Source organism: Allolucifera butyrica (genome assembly GCF_900476375.1).
Lineage (GTDB): Bacteria > Bacillota > Negativicutes > Sporomusales > UPPP01 > Lucifera > Lucifera butyrica.
On sequence record NZ_UPPP01000098.1, the window covers coordinates 1 to 17,255 of the forward strand.

Sequence of the window (17,255 nt, forward strand, 5' to 3'; positions counted from 1 at the left end):
AGGAAAGCGAGTACTTCAAGGAAAAGGCGAAAGAGCGCTACAAGATTGAGGCTAAAAACAGTGAACTCAAACACAGGCACGGGTATGACGTAGCGTCATCTTCGGGTCTTGTTGGCATGGAGTTACAAGGGGCGATGGCGATATTTACTGTTAATATAAAGAGAATATTGAAACTGATAAAATAAGAGACAAGTTATAAAGGTTTTTCCAGATAGTAAAAGACGACCATTATCCCAAAATTGGGAATAAGGGTCGTCTTTTATTTCTTACTCTTGAGCTTTGCTCCGAAAAACTACAAGTTCTTCAGTGGCCTCTGTCAAAACAACAGTGATTCTTTTCGGCAGCCAAAGGCGCTCTGTTTCGTCCCGCGTTTCAACAGACCGTACGTTTACGGATCACAATTTCATTGCCTTGTTGATTAAAAGAAACCGAATCAACATATAGCCGGATAATATCCAAACCCCTGCCCCGCTCAGCCCAGGCAGAGATTTCCTCCTTTTCCAACCGTTCGGGATTGTAGCCTGTCCCTTCATCCCGCACAATGATGCAAATATCGGCAGGTGATTTTACCAGCCGCACCCAAACCTTCTTTGCCGGATCCTCTTGATTGCCATGAAACAGCGCGTTATTCACCGCCTCATTAACTACGAGAAAAAGATAACCGCCTTCTTCAGGACATAACTCTTGCACATCATTTCGGATGCGGTCTCGCAGCGCAGCGAACTCGGGCAATGATGAAAATTCATATTCCTTCATATCGAGTCTCCTTCCCACCCAATAATAGAAATCCGGACAATGAGAAAAACCGCTGACGCGTTCTCTGAAAAAACGATGCTGTCCATTCCCCAGGAAGAATATATCAATGCGAGAATTCGTATAGCAAAATCATATCATACCTGATAGGAGAATACCATGAGAAAAACCGCTATGCGGTCTTTCGGCTTATGGCGCAGGTCAGAACGCATCTGCACAAAAAACTGCCGCCCTTCGGTCTGGCGGCAGTTTTTTGCCCTTATTAAAGTTTACCGTGTCTTGCTGTCTGCCACCCTGGCAAACGCACTTGCACTGGCGGCAACGGTAGCAGCAATATCGTCATCACTATGAACTGCGGACATAAAGGCCGCCTCAAACTGGGACGGAGCCAGATATATGCCCTGCTCCAGCATGGCCTGAAAATACACGGCAAAGGACGTCGTATCGGCTTTTTTCGCAGTCTCATAATTATATACCGGTTCCGCGCTGAAAAAGATCCCAAACATAGCACCGGCTTTATGATATTGTAGAGTAAGGTCGAACTTGTCCGCCTGAATCCGGATACCATCACACAGGGATGTCGTTTTCGCCGCCAGTTGTTCATAAATTGACGGCGTCCCGGCTAAAACTTGCAGTGTCGTCAAGCCGGCAGCCATGGCCAGGGGATTGCCGCTGAGCGTACCGGCCTGGTAAACCGGTCCCGCCGGAGCCACCTGCTCCATAATATCCCGCCGGCCGCCGTAAGCGCCTACGGGTAATCCACCGCCAATTATTTTACCGAGACAAGTTAAATCCGGTGTTATGCCGTACAATGCCTGAGCACCACCCAGGGCTACCCGGAAGCCGGTCATTACCTCATCAAAAATTAATAGTGCCCCATATTTCCGGGAAATATTCCGGACTTGTTGCAAATAACCCGGCCTGGGCAATACCATCCCCATATTTCCCGGCACCGGTTCAATGATTACGGCGGCAATCTCTTCGCCATACCGTTCAAACAGTTGCTCCAGCCCGTCTGCATCATTATATTCGGCAGTAAGCGTCTCCCCGGCAATATTCCCCGTTACGCCCGGACTGTCGGGAATACCCAGGGTGGTTGCCCCGGAACCGGCTTTCACCAGCAAGCTGTCATGATGCCCATGATAACAGCCGGCAAATTTGACAATTTTATTGCGTTTCGTGAAGGCCCGGGCCAGCCGTAAGGCGCTCATCGTCGCTTCCGTACCGGAATTGACCATGCGAACCAATTCTATGGACGGCATGAGCCGGACAACCATTTTGGCCAGTTCGGTTTCCAGGAGGGTCGGCGCCCCATAGCTCGTTCCATGCTGTAAAGCCTCCCGCAGCGCTTCCGTCACGGCCGGATGGGCATGCCCAAGAATCATCGGTCCCCAGGAACCCACATAATCAATATATTCATGACCGTCAATATCATAAATTTTACTGCCCGCCGCCCCCGCAATAAACGGGGGAGTACCGCCCACACCCCGGAATGAGCGTACCGGACTATTTACTCCACCGGGAATATATTGTTTTGCTTCGGCAAAAGCCTGCGCCGATTTTTCCAAATTAAACATCATCCAAAAACCTCCACCCAATGAGCCGATTTTTTCTCCTCTTCCGCTTCGGCAAAACGCAAAACCGGCTTACCTAACAATATTGAAATCCGCATGATCTGATGAAACTTGCACAATGGCCCAACCGTCCGATTATCGCTGCAGCCACCGGGAAGCCTCAAGAGCATGATAGGTAATGATCATATCCGCTCCGGCCCGCTTCATGCTCAGCAGCGTCTCAAGCACGATTTGCCTTTCCTCCACCCAGCCATTGGCTGCCGCCGCTTTCACCATGGCATACTCACCGCTGACATTGTAAGCCGCCACCGGCAATGTTACCCGGTCTCTCACCTGGCGGAGAATATCCAGATAAGCCAACGCCGGCTTTACCATAACAATGTCGGCTCCCTCCGCAATATCCAGCTCTACTTCCCGCAGCGCCTCCCGCGCATTGGCGGCGTCCATCTGATAGGTGCGGCGGTCGCCAAACTGGGGCGCCGAATCGGCCGCTTCCCGGAACGGACCATAGTAGGCTGAAGCATATTTGGCCGAATACGCCATAATTCCCACATCAATAAACCCAACACTGTCGAGCATCTGGCGAATAACTTGCACCCGGCCGTCCATCATATCCGATGGGGCCACAATGTCGGCCCCCGCTTTGGCATGGCTTAAAGCCACCTTGCGCAATAAATCAAGCGTTGCGTCATTATCCACCTTGCCGTTTTCCACATGGCCGCAGTGTCCATGACTGGTATACTCGCACATACACACATCACTTACCACCACCAGTTCCGGCAGCGCCTCCTTAATCAGCCGGATCGCCCGCTGGACCGGACTACTGTCATCCCAGGCGCTGGACCCGTCGGCATCCTTATATTCGGGCAGGCCAAAAACCAATATTGCCGGGATTCCCAGGTCATAGGCCTCCCGCGATTCTTCCAGCGCCATATCGGCCGATAAGTGATAAATGCCCGGCATGGACGGAATCTCCTTTTTAATATTTGTACCGGGTACGACAAATATTGGATAAATAAAATCGGCGGCATTCAGTTCCGTTTCCCGCACTAACGCCCGGATACCAGCCGACGCCCGCAGACGCCGCGGCCGTAAAAAAGGACTAAACAAGTGAATTCCTCCCCTCTGCAGCGACAATCGCCGCGACTAGCCCGTGAATCGTATATTCTTCGGCAATAATCTCCGGCTTAATTCCATTTTCCAAACAGGTCGCCGCCGTAATCGGACCAATACAGGCTACTTTAATCCTGGCAATCAATTCATTTCCCGCCTCACCCAAAAGGCTTAGCAAATTGGTTACTGTCGAAGAACTGGTAAACGTAATTAAGTCAATTTCTCCGGCCCGCAGCCGTTCTCCTAATTCCGGACCGTCAAATTCCCCTGGCAGCGTACGATACGCCTCTACGACATCCACCTGACAACCCATCCGGCGCAGTGATTCCGGCAGAATATCCCGGGCCACCGCCGCCCGGGGAAGCAAAATTTTGGTTCCCGCGCCAATCCGGCCGGTTAGTGCTTCAATAACCCCCTCGGCCCGGAACTCCAGCGGTACGAGATCGGCTATAACGCCGAAAGCCGACAAACGTTCCGCTGTCGGAGCACCGATGGCTGCCACCTTAAGCCCTAAGCTGCGGGTATCTTTACCGGCTGCGTGCAGCCGGCAGAAAAATGCCTCCACACCGTTTACGCTGGTAAAAATCAGCCATTGATAGGACCCAATGGCTTCGATCGCGGTATCCAGCGGAACATAACTTTCCGGCGGAGCAATACGGATTGACGGCGCTTCCAGGCACCGGGCCCCCATAGCCTCCAGCCTAGCCGTCAACTGGCTGGCCTGCTCCCGGGCCCGGGTAACCATCACCGTTTTACCGAATAATGGCTTATTGTCAAACCAGGCTAGTTGCCGGCGTAAGTTTACGACCCGGCCGACAATAAATACAGCCGGCGGCTGTAGATTCTCCCTGGCGACATCTGCCGCCGCCGTAGCTACCGTCGTGACCAGCACTTCCTGTTCCGGTTTGGTTCCCCACCGGACCACGGCAGCCGGAGTTTTTCCGTCAAGACCGTTCTCCATTAGTTTTGTCGTTATATAGGGCAGATTCTCCACACCCATTAAAAACAGGAGGGTATCCACTCCCGTAGCCAATTTATTCCATTGAATATTGGATTCGGCTTTTTGCGGGTCTTCGTGACCGGTAACTACAGCAAATGAAGTGGCGATTCCCCGGTGTGTAACAGGAATTCCCGCATAGGCGGGAACCGCAATCGCCGAAGTAATTCCCGGCACAACCTCAAAGGGTATGCCGTTATGTAAAAGATATAAGGCTTCTTCGCCGCCACGGCCAAAAACAAAGGGATCTCCCCCTTTCAGGCGGACTACCATTTTCCCTGCCAAGGCTTTTTCAACCAGCACCTGGTTGATTTCCTCCTGCTTCATCGTATGCCGGCTCGAAGCCTTCCCCACATAGATAAGTTCCACATCGGGCCGGGCAAGGCCAAGCAGGCGGTCATCCGCCAAACGGTCGTACACAATCACCTCCGCCAGCGAAATCAGTTCGGCAGCCTTCATACTGATGAGTTTATAGTCTCCCGGACCGGCGCCTACCAAGTAAACAATTCCCTGCTTCAAAGTATTTTCCCCTCCCGCAGTATATCCCGGCCGCCGGCAGCCAGCATATTCCGGGCCAAACGTTCACCCAATGCCGCAGCCTGTTGCGCTGAGCCTTCAAGCAAGTCCCGCACCACCCGGGAACCGTCCGGGGATAAAATAACTGCTTCCAATATTAGATTTTCATTCTGAATCAGTCCATATACACCGACCGGAACCTGACAGCCGCCTTCAACCACCGCCAGATAAGCCCTTTCGGCAACAGCCGCCCGGTACGTGGGCCGGTGATTTAACGCTGTCAAAATATCCAGGACCTGCCGGTCGTCACTGCGGGCTTCGAGGGCCAATGCCCCCTGACCCACCGCCGGCACACAAATGCTGACCGGCAACTGATGAGTGATTTTGTCTTCCCATCCCAGGCGCCGCAGTCCCGCCACTGCCAGCACCACTGCATCCAGTTCCCCCGCAGCTAACTTATTCAGCCGGGTGTCGATATTGCCCCGCAGATCATGCAGCCTCAAATCCGGCCGGTAGTGCAGAAGCTGGGCCCGGCGCCGCAAACTGGAGGTCCCCACCTGAGCCCCGTGGGGTAGATTATCAATAGTACCATAGCGAGGACTAATCAGTGCATCCAGCGGATTTTCCCGCTCAGTCACTGCTGCCAGCACCAATCCCGGCGGCAATTCCGTAGGCATATCCTTTAAACTATGGACAGCCAGATCAATGTCGCCTGCCAGCATGGCTCTTTCCAGCTCTTTGGTAAATAGGCCTTTGCCGCCAATTTTAGCCAGCGGCACATCCCGGATTTTATCCCCGGTCGTAACAATATGTTTCAGTTCCACTTCCATTCCGGGATATTCCGCCCGCAGCCGGGAGGCAATATGATTGGCCTGCCATAGAGCCAGTTTACTGCCCCGCGTACCGACGACAAGTTTTTTTCTCACGGTTTGGTTCCTCTCCTATTTCATCCAATTTAAACAAGCTTGATATCGCTTCTAAATAATACTGCTCTTTTCCCGTTCCCGCAGCCTCATTGATTTTTATCATCGGGTCACGCAATATCTTTCGCATCATCATTCGCGACATATTTTCCAGAACTTTACGTTCATCCGCCGAAATATCCGGCCATTTTGCCATGGCCCGTTTCATCTCCCGCTGCCGGATCCGTTCCACCTTATCGGTTAGACGGGCCATAACCGGGCGAAATGATAAATAGCGTAATTTGTTCAGAACTTCCGTTAATTCCGTCTGGATAATTTCTTCCGCAAGGCGGGCCTCCTGCTCCCGTTCCCGAATGTTGGACTCTACCACGGCCTCTAAGTCGTCAATATCAAAAAGACTTACTCCGTTAATAGCGCCAACCTCCGGTTCTACGTCCCGGGGCACAGCAATATCAATCAACACAATGGGCCGGCCTTGCCGTTTCGTCATCAGGTGCGCCACATCCCAGGCCCGGATAATATAATGAGGGGCACCGGTAGAGGTAATGATAATATCGGCATCCACGGCACTTTGCATAAAACTTTCAAAGGGTACGGCAATTCCCTGGAAACGTTCCGCCAGATGCGCCGCCCGCTGATAATTGCGGTTGGAAACAAACACTGTTTTCACACCATTACCCACTAGGTGCCGGGCCGTAAGTTCACTCATCTCCCCGGCGCCGAGAATGAGAACATTGGAAGCAGACAAATCACCAAAAACTTTTTTCGCCAATTCTACTGCCGTATAACTCACCGAAACGGCATTATAGGCAATTTTCGTCTCCGTACGAACTTTCTTGCCCACGGCAATTGCCCGGTTGAATAAAGTATTCAGCACCGTACTGGTGGTCCCCCCATCCCGGGCGATGGAATAGGCCGTCTTTACCTGACTCAGAATCTGGCCTTCGCCAATTACTAACGAATCAAGGCTGGATGCCACCCGGAACAAATGCAGGATGGCCTTCTCCTCGGTGTAGTAAAACAAATGTTCATCCGAGCGCAGCGGATTGACACTCATCCGTTCCAAAAAGTCCCGCATCACCGGGAATGCCTCACGGGCGTCATCCACAACAGCGTACATCTCCGTCCGGTTGCAGGTAGATAAAATCACGCACTCTTCAAGCACTTCGTACTCATAAATATGCTGCAAAGCCTTTTTAACTTGCTCTGCCGAAAAGGAAAAGCATTCCCGGATCTCCACCGGCGCCGTTTTATGATTCAGTCCCAATACAACCAGTTGCATGTCGAATTCGTTCCTCCGCCTCTTTAATCCTGCCTTCCCGTAATAAGGTAAGCACATCACGGTCAATCAATTCCCGCCAAAATCGTTCCCGTTCCGGAAAAGCCGGCAATTTCTGCTTTAGTTCGGAGCGCACTTGGGCAATCAATTCCAGATAGGTTCCATATTCCACGCCATAGCGTTCTTCCAACTCTTCCCGCAGCCGCCGCGCCAGGGCCGGACTTTGGCCACCCGTGGAAACAGTAAATAAAAGTCGGCCGCGGGCCACTTGGGCCGGCACAATAAAATTGCCCTGCTCCGGGTCATCCGTAACATTGACCAATATACCCAGGCTATGGGCCTCCCTGGCCGCCCGGGCATTGACTACCGGATTATCGGCAGCGCAAATGACCAGAAAAAACGGCTTTAGGTCGCCCGTTTCATACGCCTTGGCCACATGCTCTATTTCTCCGGCTTCAGCCATCTTCTGCAGCAACGGATTCATTGCCGGGCTTATAATGGTTACATGCCCCCCCGCGGCTAGCAGGGGTACAACCTTACGGGCGGCAACGGTTCCGCCGCCAATAACCACGCAGGAACGGCCGGCTATACGTAAATTAATCGGATAATCCTGCATCTTCTCACATCCCATCACTATCTTAGCACATTTTTCGCCCAAGCTTAATAGTATTTTCACTAATCACTTTTACCAGGCTGACGTACATCCGGCGGCGAATTTTTCCGGAAGCCGAAATAGGCCTCCAATACAGTGCGTACAATCGGTGCTGCCGATACCGAACCGTCCTCTCCGTCCTCCACGAAGGCGGTTACGGCGATCTTCGGATTCTCGGCAGGTGCATAGCAAGAAAACCAGGAATGGGTTGTCCCTGTTCCCGTCTCAGCCGAACCGGTCTTACCGGCCAGCGTACCCGGATACCCTTGAAAAACGCTGGTGGCCGTCCCCTGGCTGACAACCCCTTTTAATCCCTGCCGGATCGTATCCCAATATTCCGGTTTCAGATAAACCGTACGAAGCACTTCCGGCGGGAAAGACTGATATGTGGAACCGTCCTGCTTTAATATCTTATCTACCAATCTGGGTTTATACTGAATTCCTCCGTTAGCTACAGTCATTAGCAGCATAGCCTGCTGTAACGGTGTCGTCAGGTAATACCCCTGGCCAATGGCGGCAATCAGGCTTTCTCCCGGATACCACGGCTCGCCATAGGTCTTCAGTTTCCACTCTTCCGTGGGTACATTGCCGGCAACTTCTCCCGGCAGATGAATACCTGTCTTTTGGCCTAACCCAAATGTCAGGGCATAAGAAGCCAACCGGTCCACTCCCAGCCGGCGGCCAAGCTCATAAAAAACCGGGTCGCTGGACCAGGTAATTGCATCCGCTAAATTCAGCCGGCCCAGTCCTTTAGGGTCCCAGCCGAAAAACTGCCAGCCCGCCAAATAATACACTCCCTTATCCACGAAGATTTCCGACGGGGTCGTACAGCCTGTATCCAGAGCAGCCGATGCCGTAACAATCTTAAACACCGATCCCGGCGGGTACATGTTCTGGATTGCCCGGTTCGTCAGCGGTGTATCCGGATTGCTGATCAGGGCGTTCCAATCCAGGCTGCTGATGCCACTGGCAAACAGGTTGGGGTCAAAAGAAGGAGCGCTAGCCATTGCCAGGACCGCTCCGCTATGGGTATCCAAAACAATAACGGCCCCCCCTTTCGCCGGGATACCGGCATTCCGGTCCTTTTTAATTTGCGAATCCAACGCTTCTTCGGCCACTTTTTGTAAATTGGCATCCAATGTCAACACAATTCCCCGGCCGGGTACCGGCGGACGGGTACCAATAATGCCAACTTCCTCGCCGGCTGCATTGACTTCAACCTGCTGCCCGCCGTCCACTCCCCGCAGCCAGCTTTCCCACACATATTCCAATCCGTCTTTACCAATCAGGTCGGTTGGCAAATATCCCTGATTCTTATGTTTGGCATATTCCTCTTCACTGATAATGCCTACATACCCCAATACCTGGGCGGCCAAGGTTTTATAAAGATACTGCCGCACAGGCACTGCTTCCGTTACAACCCCCGGCAAATAACTTTTGCGCTCACTAATTTTGGCCAGCATGGCCTCATCCGCATCCCGTCTTATCCGTACCGGCTGGTAGGGAAACTCCGCTCCCGCCGCAATCATCTTTTCGATTTCTTCGGCGCTAACTCCGGTAATCTCCGCCAGCAGCGGTGTTTCTTTCGCCGGATTGGTATAGTCCGACGGAAGAACCGAGATGGCAAAACTGGGACGGTTTGCTACCAAAATAGCTCCATTCCGATCATATATGGTGCCTCGCGGCGCCTGTATTATCTGCTGACGAATCCGGTTTTGATCGGCAATCTTTTTATATTGTGTTCCCTGCAGTAATTGCAGCCAGGCGAGCCTGACAATCAAAAAGCCAATCACCAGCAGCACAATAAAATACAATATTTTAATTCTGCGGCCTTCCTCCGTTTCCAGCATGTCAACCTCTCCTGAATTAGACATTTCCGTTCCTGTTTATTATGACCTAACGGGAGTAAGAAAAAACCGCCTATCTCAGGCGGTAAAATTAGAAATTGTTATTGATTTGCATAATCCGTGCCAAGTACAACAGTTGCTTGTGTCGACTTGCTGTCATCCTTAGTTACCTGCAAGGAGTATTTGAAGGGCAGTCCCGTAAGATGATTGACCACGGCACTGTCGGTCGTGTTCGATACAACAACCGTATTTTTATAGGGAGCGGTAATATTTGTCACCCCCGTAACCTCGAACCCTTCATTACGGAGTAGAGCCGCCACCTTTTCCCCGGCATCGGCTACCCCGCTGGCGTTAACAATATCAATGCGGATCCGGGCCGGTTCAGCGCTCGTTTTCGCAGCCGGAGCATCCGGTTGTTTCGGCCGGGGCGGCGGGGCCGGCTGATCGGGCGGCTTGGGTTTTTCCTCCAGGTTGGTTTTATCCGGCTTGTTCGGCTTAACCGGTTTTATCAGTTGCAAGGCTTTCGCCGGCGCCTCCGTAACTTTCATTTCCCGGGGAATGGAGTTTTGATATTCGCCGGCCATTCGCCGGCTGGTTTCCCGGTACCGGTTGTCCAGAGGAATCCCTTCGATTTGGGCGACATGGGTACGCAACAAGGAAATATCCGGCAGCCAATAGCTGATATCGTTAATATAAGCTGGCTTTCCCGGCACCATATCGGTCTGCAGCCCCTGTTTATAGGCTTCGTTAAGAATCTTGGCCAAATTAAGCATCTCACTGGTTGACATATTGGTATCAATGGCGCCAACGACTTCCTGGATAATAGACGGAATGCGGGTAATTATAGCCGGGCTAATTACCTCTTTCAGCATCGCTTTCATAAATTTCTGCTGGCGCCCGATACGGCCGATATCTCCCTCTTCATCGCGATACCGCACATACTGAATGGCTGTCGCCCCGTCCATATGCTGCAGCCCCGGTTTCAAGTCAATGTATAACCCGCCGTTATCATCATACGGGTCAGCATAATGCATCCGTTTCTCAACATTAATATCTACTCCGCCGACTGCGTCGATAATTTTCTTAAAACCGGCAAAATTAATCTTTATATAATAATCTATACCGATACCCAGTAAATCCTCAACGGCCTCTTGTGACAATTTATGGCCGCCGTAAGCAAAAGCACTGTTGATTTTATCCCAGCCGTGTCCGGGTATTTTTACCCGTGTGTCGCGCGGAACAGAAAGTAGCGATACAGCATTGGTCTTAGTATCGACAGTAAGGAGAAATAGAGTGTCGGAACGGCCGACATCCTCTTGCCGCTCGTCTACTCCCATAACCAGTATATTCACTTTATTTGAACCGGGCGAAATCAGACCAGCTGCATTCCGTCTGGCCTTCTCCAGCGTGCCGCCGCTAAACCACAGATAACTGGCAGTCGCTACCAGGGTAAACAGTATCAGCATCAACAGGATCGACCAGACTTTAACACGTTGGCTCCGCTGATTTTCCAACCGCTTCTCCAGTCGCGATGTCATGACTAACCATCCCTTCCCCATTCGAATAGATAAACTCTGATTATATCCCAATCATGAGACTAAACAGACTCCGCCAATCCCTGAAGATGACGGCAAATTCATTTTTTAACAAGCTCATATTAAATAAGCCCCCATTTTGGGGGCTTATTTAAAAGTATAACAAAACCAACTAGGCTTAGTCAAGTTTTTAGACCACAGTATATCCGGCTTCTTCAACTGCTGTCTTAATCTCCTCCAAGTTCGATTTTCCGGGATTGTATTCCACGGTTAATTGATTAGCCGCCAAGTCCACTTCCGCGGCCAGAACGCCCGGAAGCGCCCTTGCTGCCTTCTCCACGGCATTTTTGCAGTGATTGCAGCTCATCCCCTCCACAGTCATCGTTTGCTTGGTTATTTCCGTTCCCTGACAACCGCAAGTCTTACACACGCAAAAAACCTCCTCCTATCTGTATCGGTAACTAATTGGACTTTAACCATAACCTATACACTATTAATATTAAAGTATATTCTTTTTAAGAAAAGAAAAACCTGCCGTACTATTCGGCAGGTTTTTTTCTCCTTCTTATTTAGGAAATTTCTCATTAATAACCTTCCAGACCTCCGGTTGTTCCTGACCCAAACGCCATATGGCTATTCCCGCCGGGTTGTACTTCGCGACAACATCCAGTTTGGCACCGACGCTTTTATCATCTTCGAACCAAACCTCATGGTCATTGTATTTAAAATGAGGCGCCTGGTTGTTATCATCGTACAAGATCTTGACTCCCGCTTTTTTCGCCCGGGTAATCGCATCGGCATAGGTGACGGTTTCGGCATCTCCCGATGGCGGCCAGTCATAGCCGTACACACCAACCCCGACAAGTATTTTTTGGGCCCCGCACTGGTCAATGGCATACTTTACATTTTTTTCATACCAGTCGATAGCGGCGATGGGGCCGGGAGGCGAATTGGAATAATGGTGGTCATACGTCATAATCTGTAAATAGTCAGCAGATTTTGCCAACTCCGGATAGTTATAGGCTCCTGATACATCTTTGGCCACATCGACTTGCGGAAATACCGAAATGATCAAAGTCTTATTAATGGCCTTCATTTTGGGATACAGTTCCGCCATGAACGCCGTCAAATTATCGCGGTGCTTCGGCGGGAGCAATTCAAAATCAATATTGATCCCGTCGTATTTTTTTTCCTGCACCAATTTGACAATATTATCAATAACCTTGCTGCGGGTGGTGGGGTCTCCCAGAATATCATCGGTAGCACCCGACTTGTTGGTTACCAGCGGATATACCTTTAGTCCCAAATTCCTGGCGGTATTATAAACAACCTGACTGTCCTTGGCTTCCAGTGTCCCGTCTTTCGTCGCCCGGTACCAGAACGGCCCTACGGCGGAGATGCTTTTATAATTTGCCTTCATACTGGGAAAGGAGCCGGTCACGTCGGAAGTACCCGGCCAGGGATTCTCATAATAACCGACCACTATGCGGGGATGGGAGAACATGGAACCCGGTGTGCCCGGCAGCGGTTTTGGCGCCGGTTTTTTAGCACAACCGCCGAAAGCCATAAAAACTGCCGCCAAAAAAACAATTAACACCGAAACAGTTATTCCTCTCGAATAGCGCACCTGTGATCATCCTTTCCAATACTAATTTATTTTTTAGTATTGGCCAGTCCGCATTTGTTATGCATTAATGAAAAAGCAAAAAAGCGGAGCAAAATCTGCTCCGCCCGCCAATTACCTGAAATAACCGGCTAAATTAATCTTCGTAACTTTGCGAATAGGCAACTTGCAATACATCATCGGGTAGCTCGTTTTCCCAACGGGCTACCACTACGGTCGCCACACAGTTACCAATCAGGTTGCAGGCCGTACGCGCCATATCCAATATCCGGTCGATACCTAAAATAATGGCGATCCCTTCCACCGGCAGTCCGAACGCAGCGGCGGTCCCGGCAATTACAATCAGTGAAGCGCCAGGCACAGCCGCAATTCCTTTTGTTGACAGCATTAACGTGAGTAACATTAATATCTGTTGCGACAGAGGGAAATGTATACCATATACTTGAGCAATAAATACGACTGCCAACGCACTATACAAAGTGGAACCGTCCAGGTTGAACGTATAACCCGTCGGTAAGACAAACGTCACAATATGTTTGGGGATACCGAATTTCTCCAGCTTCTCCATTGCTACCGGCAAGGCGGCTTCACTGGAGGCCGTAGAAAAAGCAATTAGAATGGGTTCTTTAATTGCCCGCAGCAAATGAAAGAAATTTACCCGGATAATTGCCGAGGCTCCCATCAATACACATAAAACAAACACAACCAAGGCAAAATATAATGACAAAATTAATTTCGCCAGAGGAATCAGCATCCCTAAACCAAACATAGCCACCGTATGGGAAATTAGGGCAAAAACTCCAATTGGAGCTAATCTCATGACATAGTAAGTAAACTTAAACATAATTTCGGCAATACTGGTCGCCAGTTTTACAACCGGTTCCCCTTTGGCCCCCATAGAAGCGGCGGCAACCCCAAAGAAGGTGGAAAAGAAAATAATTTGCAGCATATCGCCCCGGCCGGCCGCATCAATGATGTTGGTCGGCACAATGTTTACCAACATATGAGTCAGTTCAATAGATTTCTTAGCTGCCGCAGCCGCCGCGCTGGCATCAACATGGCCTACCGCGACACCCGCACCAGGCTGAAACACATTAACAACAAACAAGCCGACGATCAGAGCCAGCGTCGTTGCCAGTTCAAACCATAAAATTGCTTTGGCACCCAGACGGCCCAATTTTTTAAAATTACCCGTACCGGCAATGCCCATAATTAATGAACTGAAAATCAATGGTACAACAATCATTTTAATCATACGGATAAACATGTCGCCGATTGGTTTTAATGCTACACCATACTTGGGGAATAAATAACCAAAAATGATACCGAGAATAAGACCGACGAAAATTTGGGTAGTAAGACCCATCCCTTTTTTTGTTTCCGCCATAATAAGCCCCCTTCAATAAATTTGTTACTATGTAACATAAAGAACCCAAAGACTGTACACTCCAAAAGTATATCAGGCTTTATAGAAAAAATCCATACCTATTTAATAAAAACATAAGCCGAAAATTCAGAATTATTATTAACTATTTTACTACTTTTTCGAGAATTAGTAAACTATTTTCTCATTTTTATAAGCTGTTGTTCTGTCCTCCATCACTGTACTTTATTCATGTTTTTTCACATTCAAGTTTACACTTCAATTATATATTTCTGGTTATAATTCCATCTTCTTTGTCAAGTATATATTATATGCAAAAATAATCTGAATCTTGTGTAAAAGGCAGTTTTTCAACGGATACTCTTCGCTATTTTCATTTTTCGGCTTTTTTTGCCGTATATGCTGCTCCAGTTTTTCAGAGAATAAATGATATACTAAAAAAGACAACTAAATAGTTAATACATCAAGGGGGCGTGTGTTATGAAAGATGACCAATCGACCGCTATTACACCACCACTCAACGGCCCTGCCGTTAAAATGCTGGAAGACGCACTGACTAACTCCCCACGAAAAACGATTCACCTTGAGATTAACAATATGTTGTATCAACTTTCCCGGGAAGGACGCTGGTTTAAGTTCTCACTACTTACTAAAAAGAGGACTGTAAAACGGGCCACTTTGTTTGAAACCATCACCGACGTTTACAATCAGGCCGTTCATGGTACATCCTGGCGTATTGCAACCGTTTTGCAATAAGAAAAAACGCTACGGGGTCTTTCGCCTCATGGCTCATAGCGCAAGGCGCAGGAAAAACTTAGCATAACTTAAAAACCCTCAGCGGTTGCTGAGGGTTTTTAAGTTATGCACCGACAAAACTGGTTTTGTATAAAGAGAGAAAATTATGCAGTACTTTAGCTGTCAGACCCCAAATAGTATATTTCCCGTATTGATAAAACAGCAAGGGATAGGTAGTACGGATTTTCCAGTCTTTGGGATAGTCATCCGGCAACAAATCAAAAGGAAAATCATCCTGCGGCTTCGTTGCCATCTGCATATGGGCTACCAGCGGTTCTGCCGCTACCAGCCAATGCAGCGGTACCGTAAAAACAGCCCCTACCTCGTCCTGATTGGGCCGAATCGTCTGCACGTTATCAATATAACCCACAAAGGGGTACAATAAAACGCCGATAGGGCTGACAACATAGTCAAGCGGTCCCAACACCGCAATCTGTTGCCGACAAACCCCCAATTCTTCACAAGTTTCCCGCAAAGCGGCCGCCACCGGCCGGGCGTCGGTCTTCTCAATGCGCCCGCCGGGAAAACAGATTTCTCCCGGCTGACGATGGAGTTTTTCCGACCGGATTTCAAACAACACCGCCGGTTCTTCTCCCTGTATGACTAAAGGTAACAGCACTGCCGATGGCGCAAAATCATATTCACAAAGATTCATCGCCGGCCTGTCGGATAAAAGCTGTTGTATCTGCTGACAAAAATCCCGGTTCATATTATTGATCTCCGCTTTTTCCGGTTAATTCCACTTTCCCTTTCAGTCCCGGAGTAACAATAACTCTTCCATCCGTCATAATCATGATTGCTTCATTACCAGGAAACTGCCGTAATTTTTCCAGACCTTTTTCGGGTCCCAGAACAAATAAGGCCGTACTGAATAGATCGCCGTCGCCCGAATTATTATTCACAATAGTTACACTGGCGACGCCCGACTTTGGTTGCCAGCCTGTATGCGGGTCCAGGATATGGCAATAACGAACCCCGTTATGCATAATATAACGCTGATAATCTCCCGATGTCTCCATCGTATCCCAAGGAGTAAGCGCCATTTTGGCACTTACTCCATTCTCGTTACGCGGATCCTGCACTCCGATGCGCCACGGTTTGCCGTCGGGACGGGTTCCTATAACCCGTACATCCCCGCCGGCATTTACCAGCGCTGATTTAATTCCCTTTTCCTTAAGAATTTCAATGGCTTTGTCCGTCGCATACCCTTTGGCGACAGCGCCCAGGTCAAGCATCATTCCGGCCTTAGGCAGATAAACGGTATTGTTTTTCTCATCAATTTGCACCAACCGGTAATTAACAAGTGGTAAGACAGCCTGAATCTGCGCCTGGCTTGGAACAAAGTCTCCCTTCCGGCCAATACCCCAAAGATCCGTAAGCGGTCCGACCGTAATATCAATTGCGCCGTCAAGCTTATCCGCCATTTCTACCGAGCGTTTAATCATTTGAACAAGATCCGGGTCCACAACCACCTTTTCCTTGCCGGCCATTTGATTAATCTTGCTGACTTGACTGTTGGCATCAAAATTATTAGTGAGAACATGTAATCGCCGGTATTCGTCGAAAGCGGCCTTGACTGCTTCCTCCCGGTTAGGGCCGTAAGCTGTTATTTCAATAATTGTATCCATTAAAAACTGAGTCTCTTTGTATGGCTTGGATGAGTTCATTCCTTTCCACGCCCAGAAGCCGCCTGTCATAACCAATATTAGCAAAACTATAAAAAGTACACTGCGGTTTTGTTTCATATTACCCGTCCTTTTTAATTTCTCACTCCATATTCTACCGCAAAAATCCCGAACATGCAAAAGGGCCCTCCTTTATAATACAAAAAACGCTTATCAAAATGATAAGCGTTTTTGCGAACCGGCAACTTCCTATCCTTCCAGGCCGTTTCCAGCCAAGTACTTTCGGCGTTTGTGGGCTTAACTACTGTGTTCGGTATGGGAACAGGTGGATCCCCACAGCGATCGCCACCGGATTTTTAAGAGGTGAATCTCCCAAAGGGTATATTCCCTCAAAACTTCACAGAAGAAAGATAAGCAAATCATGAAGTCAAGCCCTCGACCGATTAGTACCAGTCAGCTTCATCCCTTACAGGACTTCCACACCTGGCCTATCTACCTTATCATCTCTAAGGGGTCTTACTAGTCTACACTATGAGAGACCTCATCTTAAGGCTGGTTTCACGCTTAGATGCTTTCAGCGTTTATCCGTTCCGGACGTAGCTACCCAGCTGTACCCCTGGCGGGATAACTGGTACACC

At 49.4% G+C, this 17,255-nt stretch carries 16 protein-coding genes and 2 rRNA genes; 2 read left to right on the plus strand and 16 right to left on the minus strand.

What is annotated here, in order from left to right; translation table 11 throughout:
• Positions 1 to 185 (plus strand): transposase (locus tag LUCIF_RS20330; RefSeq protein WP_207858173.1); only part of this gene is annotated, 185 nt, incomplete at its 5' end.
• Between the two features lie 187 nt (positions 186 to 372).
• On the opposite strand, the gene LUCIF_RS20335 is transcribed toward LUCIF_RS20330, so the two are convergent.
• From LUCIF_RS20335 to LUCIF_RS20390, 12 genes are all read right to left on the minus strand, one after another.
• On the minus strand, positions 373 to 756 hold the full coding sequence (locus tag LUCIF_RS20335) for an ATP-binding protein (protein WP_122629677.1): 384 nt from the start codon (positions 754 to 756) through the stop codon (positions 373 to 375).
• Positions 757 to 1,022: 266 nt separating this feature from the next.
• Positions 1,023 to 2,330: a glutamate-1-semialdehyde 2,1-aminomutase gene (gene hemL / locus LUCIF_RS20340; RefSeq protein ID WP_207858177.1), complete on the minus strand. Its 1,308-nt coding sequence runs from the start codon at positions 2,328 to 2,330 to the stop codon at positions 1,023 to 1,025.
• Between the two features lie 132 nt (positions 2,331 to 2,462).
• Positions 2,463 to 3,437: a porphobilinogen synthase gene (hemB, locus tag LUCIF_RS20345; RefSeq protein WP_122629679.1), complete on the minus strand. Its 975-nt coding sequence runs from the start codon at positions 3,435 to 3,437 to the stop codon at positions 2,463 to 2,465.
• Positions 3,430 to 4,956: a uroporphyrinogen-III C-methyltransferase gene (gene cobA, locus LUCIF_RS20350; RefSeq protein ID WP_122629680.1), complete on the minus strand. Its 1,527-nt coding sequence runs from the start codon at positions 4,954 to 4,956 to the stop codon at positions 3,430 to 3,432. Before cobA ends, hemB begins: the two co-directional genes overlap by 8 nt.
• Complete coding sequence (hemC, locus tag LUCIF_RS20355) at positions 4,953 to 5,879, minus strand: hydroxymethylbilane synthase (RefSeq protein ID WP_122629681.1); 927 nt, start codon at positions 5,877 to 5,879, stop codon at positions 4,953 to 4,955. The genes cobA and hemC overlap by 4 nt, the downstream gene beginning before the upstream one ends.
• On the minus strand, positions 5,842 to 7,158 hold the full coding sequence (gene hemA, locus LUCIF_RS20360; protein ID WP_122629682.1) for a glutamyl-tRNA reductase: 1,317 nt from the start codon (positions 7,156 to 7,158) through the stop codon (positions 5,842 to 5,844). Before hemA ends, hemC begins: the two co-directional genes overlap by 38 nt.
• Entirely contained in the window at positions 7,127 to 7,771 is a 645-nt protein-coding gene (locus LUCIF_RS20365) for a precorrin-2 dehydrogenase/sirohydrochlorin ferrochelatase family protein (protein WP_122629683.1), read from the minus strand. The genes hemA and LUCIF_RS20365 overlap by 32 nt, the downstream gene beginning before the upstream one ends.
• Positions 7,772 to 7,830: 59 nt before the next feature.
• A complete protein-coding gene (gene mrdA / locus LUCIF_RS20370; RefSeq protein WP_122629684.1) occupies positions 7,831 to 9,657 on the minus strand; it encodes a penicillin-binding protein 2 in 1,827 nt (608 codons plus the stop codon).
• A gap of 98 nt (positions 9,658 to 9,755) precedes the next feature.
• Positions 9,756 to 11,192, minus strand: coding sequence for an LCP family protein (locus LUCIF_RS20375; RefSeq protein WP_122629685.1), 1,437 nt, complete (start codon positions 11,190 to 11,192; stop codon positions 9,756 to 9,758).
• A gap of 187 nt (positions 11,193 to 11,379) precedes the next feature.
• Positions 11,380 to 11,619 (minus strand): copper ion binding protein, encoded by a 240-nt coding sequence (locus tag LUCIF_RS20380; RefSeq protein WP_243638769.1) that lies wholly within the window; start codon positions 11,617 to 11,619, stop codon positions 11,380 to 11,382.
• A 135-nt stretch (positions 11,620 to 11,754) separates the two neighbouring features.
• Positions 11,755 to 12,786, minus strand: a complete 1,032-nt coding sequence (locus tag LUCIF_RS20385) for a glycosyl hydrolase family 18 protein (protein ID WP_207858175.1) — start codon at positions 12,784 to 12,786, stop codon at positions 11,755 to 11,757.
• A gap of 163 nt (positions 12,787 to 12,949) precedes the next feature.
• Positions 12,950 to 14,200 (minus strand): dicarboxylate/amino acid:cation symporter, encoded by a 1,251-nt coding sequence (locus tag LUCIF_RS20390; RefSeq protein ID WP_122629686.1) that lies wholly within the window; start codon positions 14,198 to 14,200, stop codon positions 12,950 to 12,952.
• A 477-nt stretch (positions 14,201 to 14,677) separates the two neighbouring features.
• Here LUCIF_RS20390 and LUCIF_RS20395 point away from each other — a divergent pair, with 477 nt between their 5' ends.
• Positions 14,678 to 14,953: a hypothetical protein gene (locus tag LUCIF_RS20395; RefSeq protein ID WP_122629687.1), complete on the plus strand. Its 276-nt coding sequence runs from the start codon at positions 14,678 to 14,680 to the stop codon at positions 14,951 to 14,953.
• Between the two features lie 103 nt (positions 14,954 to 15,056).
• Here LUCIF_RS20395 and LUCIF_RS20400 read toward each other — a convergent pair whose 3' ends face one another.
• The 4 genes from LUCIF_RS20400 to LUCIF_RS20415 all read right to left on the minus strand — a co-directional run.
• Positions 15,057 to 15,701, minus strand: a complete 645-nt coding sequence (locus LUCIF_RS20400; protein ID WP_122629688.1) for an NUDIX hydrolase — start codon at positions 15,699 to 15,701, stop codon at positions 15,057 to 15,059.
• Position 15,702: 1 nt separating this feature from the next.
• Positions 15,703 to 16,737 (minus strand): FAD:protein FMN transferase, encoded by a 1,035-nt coding sequence (locus tag LUCIF_RS20405; protein ID WP_122629691.1) that lies wholly within the window; start codon positions 16,735 to 16,737, stop codon positions 15,703 to 15,705.
• Positions 16,738 to 16,853: 116 nt separating this feature from the next.
• Positions 16,854 to 16,970: ribosomal RNA gene (rrf, locus tag LUCIF_RS20410) — 5S ribosomal RNA — on the minus strand.
• A 70-nt stretch (positions 16,971 to 17,040) separates the two neighbouring features.
• Positions 17,041 to 17,255 (minus strand): 23S ribosomal RNA (locus tag LUCIF_RS20415); the annotation flags it as partial.

Excerpts from the sequence above, each read along its gene's own strand:
- LUCIF_RS20335 (WP_122629677.1), bottom strand. The coding sequence starts at position 756 with ATGAAGGAATATGAATTTTCATCATTGCCCGAGTTCGCTGCGCTGCGA.
- hemL (WP_207858177.1), bottom strand. The coding sequence starts at position 2,330 with ATGTTTAATTTGGAAAAATCGGCGCAGGCTTTTGCCGAAGCAAAACAA.
- hemA (WP_122629682.1), bottom strand. The coding sequence starts at position 7,158 with ATGCAACTGGTTGTATTGGGACTGAATCATAAAACGGCGCCGGTGGAG.
- LUCIF_RS20365 (WP_122629683.1), bottom strand. The coding sequence starts at position 7,771 with ATGCAGGATTATCCGATTAATTTACGTATAGCCGGCCGTTCCTGCGTG.
- mrdA (WP_122629684.1), bottom strand. The coding sequence starts at position 9,657 with ATGCTGGAAACGGAGGAAGGCCGCAGAATTAAAATATTGTATTTTATT.
- LUCIF_RS20375 (WP_122629685.1), bottom strand. The coding sequence starts at position 11,192 with ATGACATCGCGACTGGAGAAGCGGTTGGAAAATCAGCGGAGCCAACGT.
- LUCIF_RS20390 (WP_122629686.1), bottom strand. The coding sequence starts at position 14,200 with ATGGCGGAAACAAAAAAAGGGATGGGTCTTACTACCCAAATTTTCGTC.
- LUCIF_RS20395 (WP_122629687.1), top strand. The coding sequence starts at position 14,678 with ATGAAAGATGACCAATCGACCGCTATTACACCACCACTCAACGGCCCT.
- LUCIF_RS20400 (WP_122629688.1), bottom strand. The coding sequence starts at position 15,701 with ATGAACCGGGATTTTTGTCAGCAGATACAACAGCTTTTATCCGACAGG.
- LUCIF_RS20405 (WP_122629691.1), bottom strand. The coding sequence starts at position 16,737 with ATGAAACAAAACCGCAGTGTACTTTTTATAGTTTTGCTAATATTGGTT.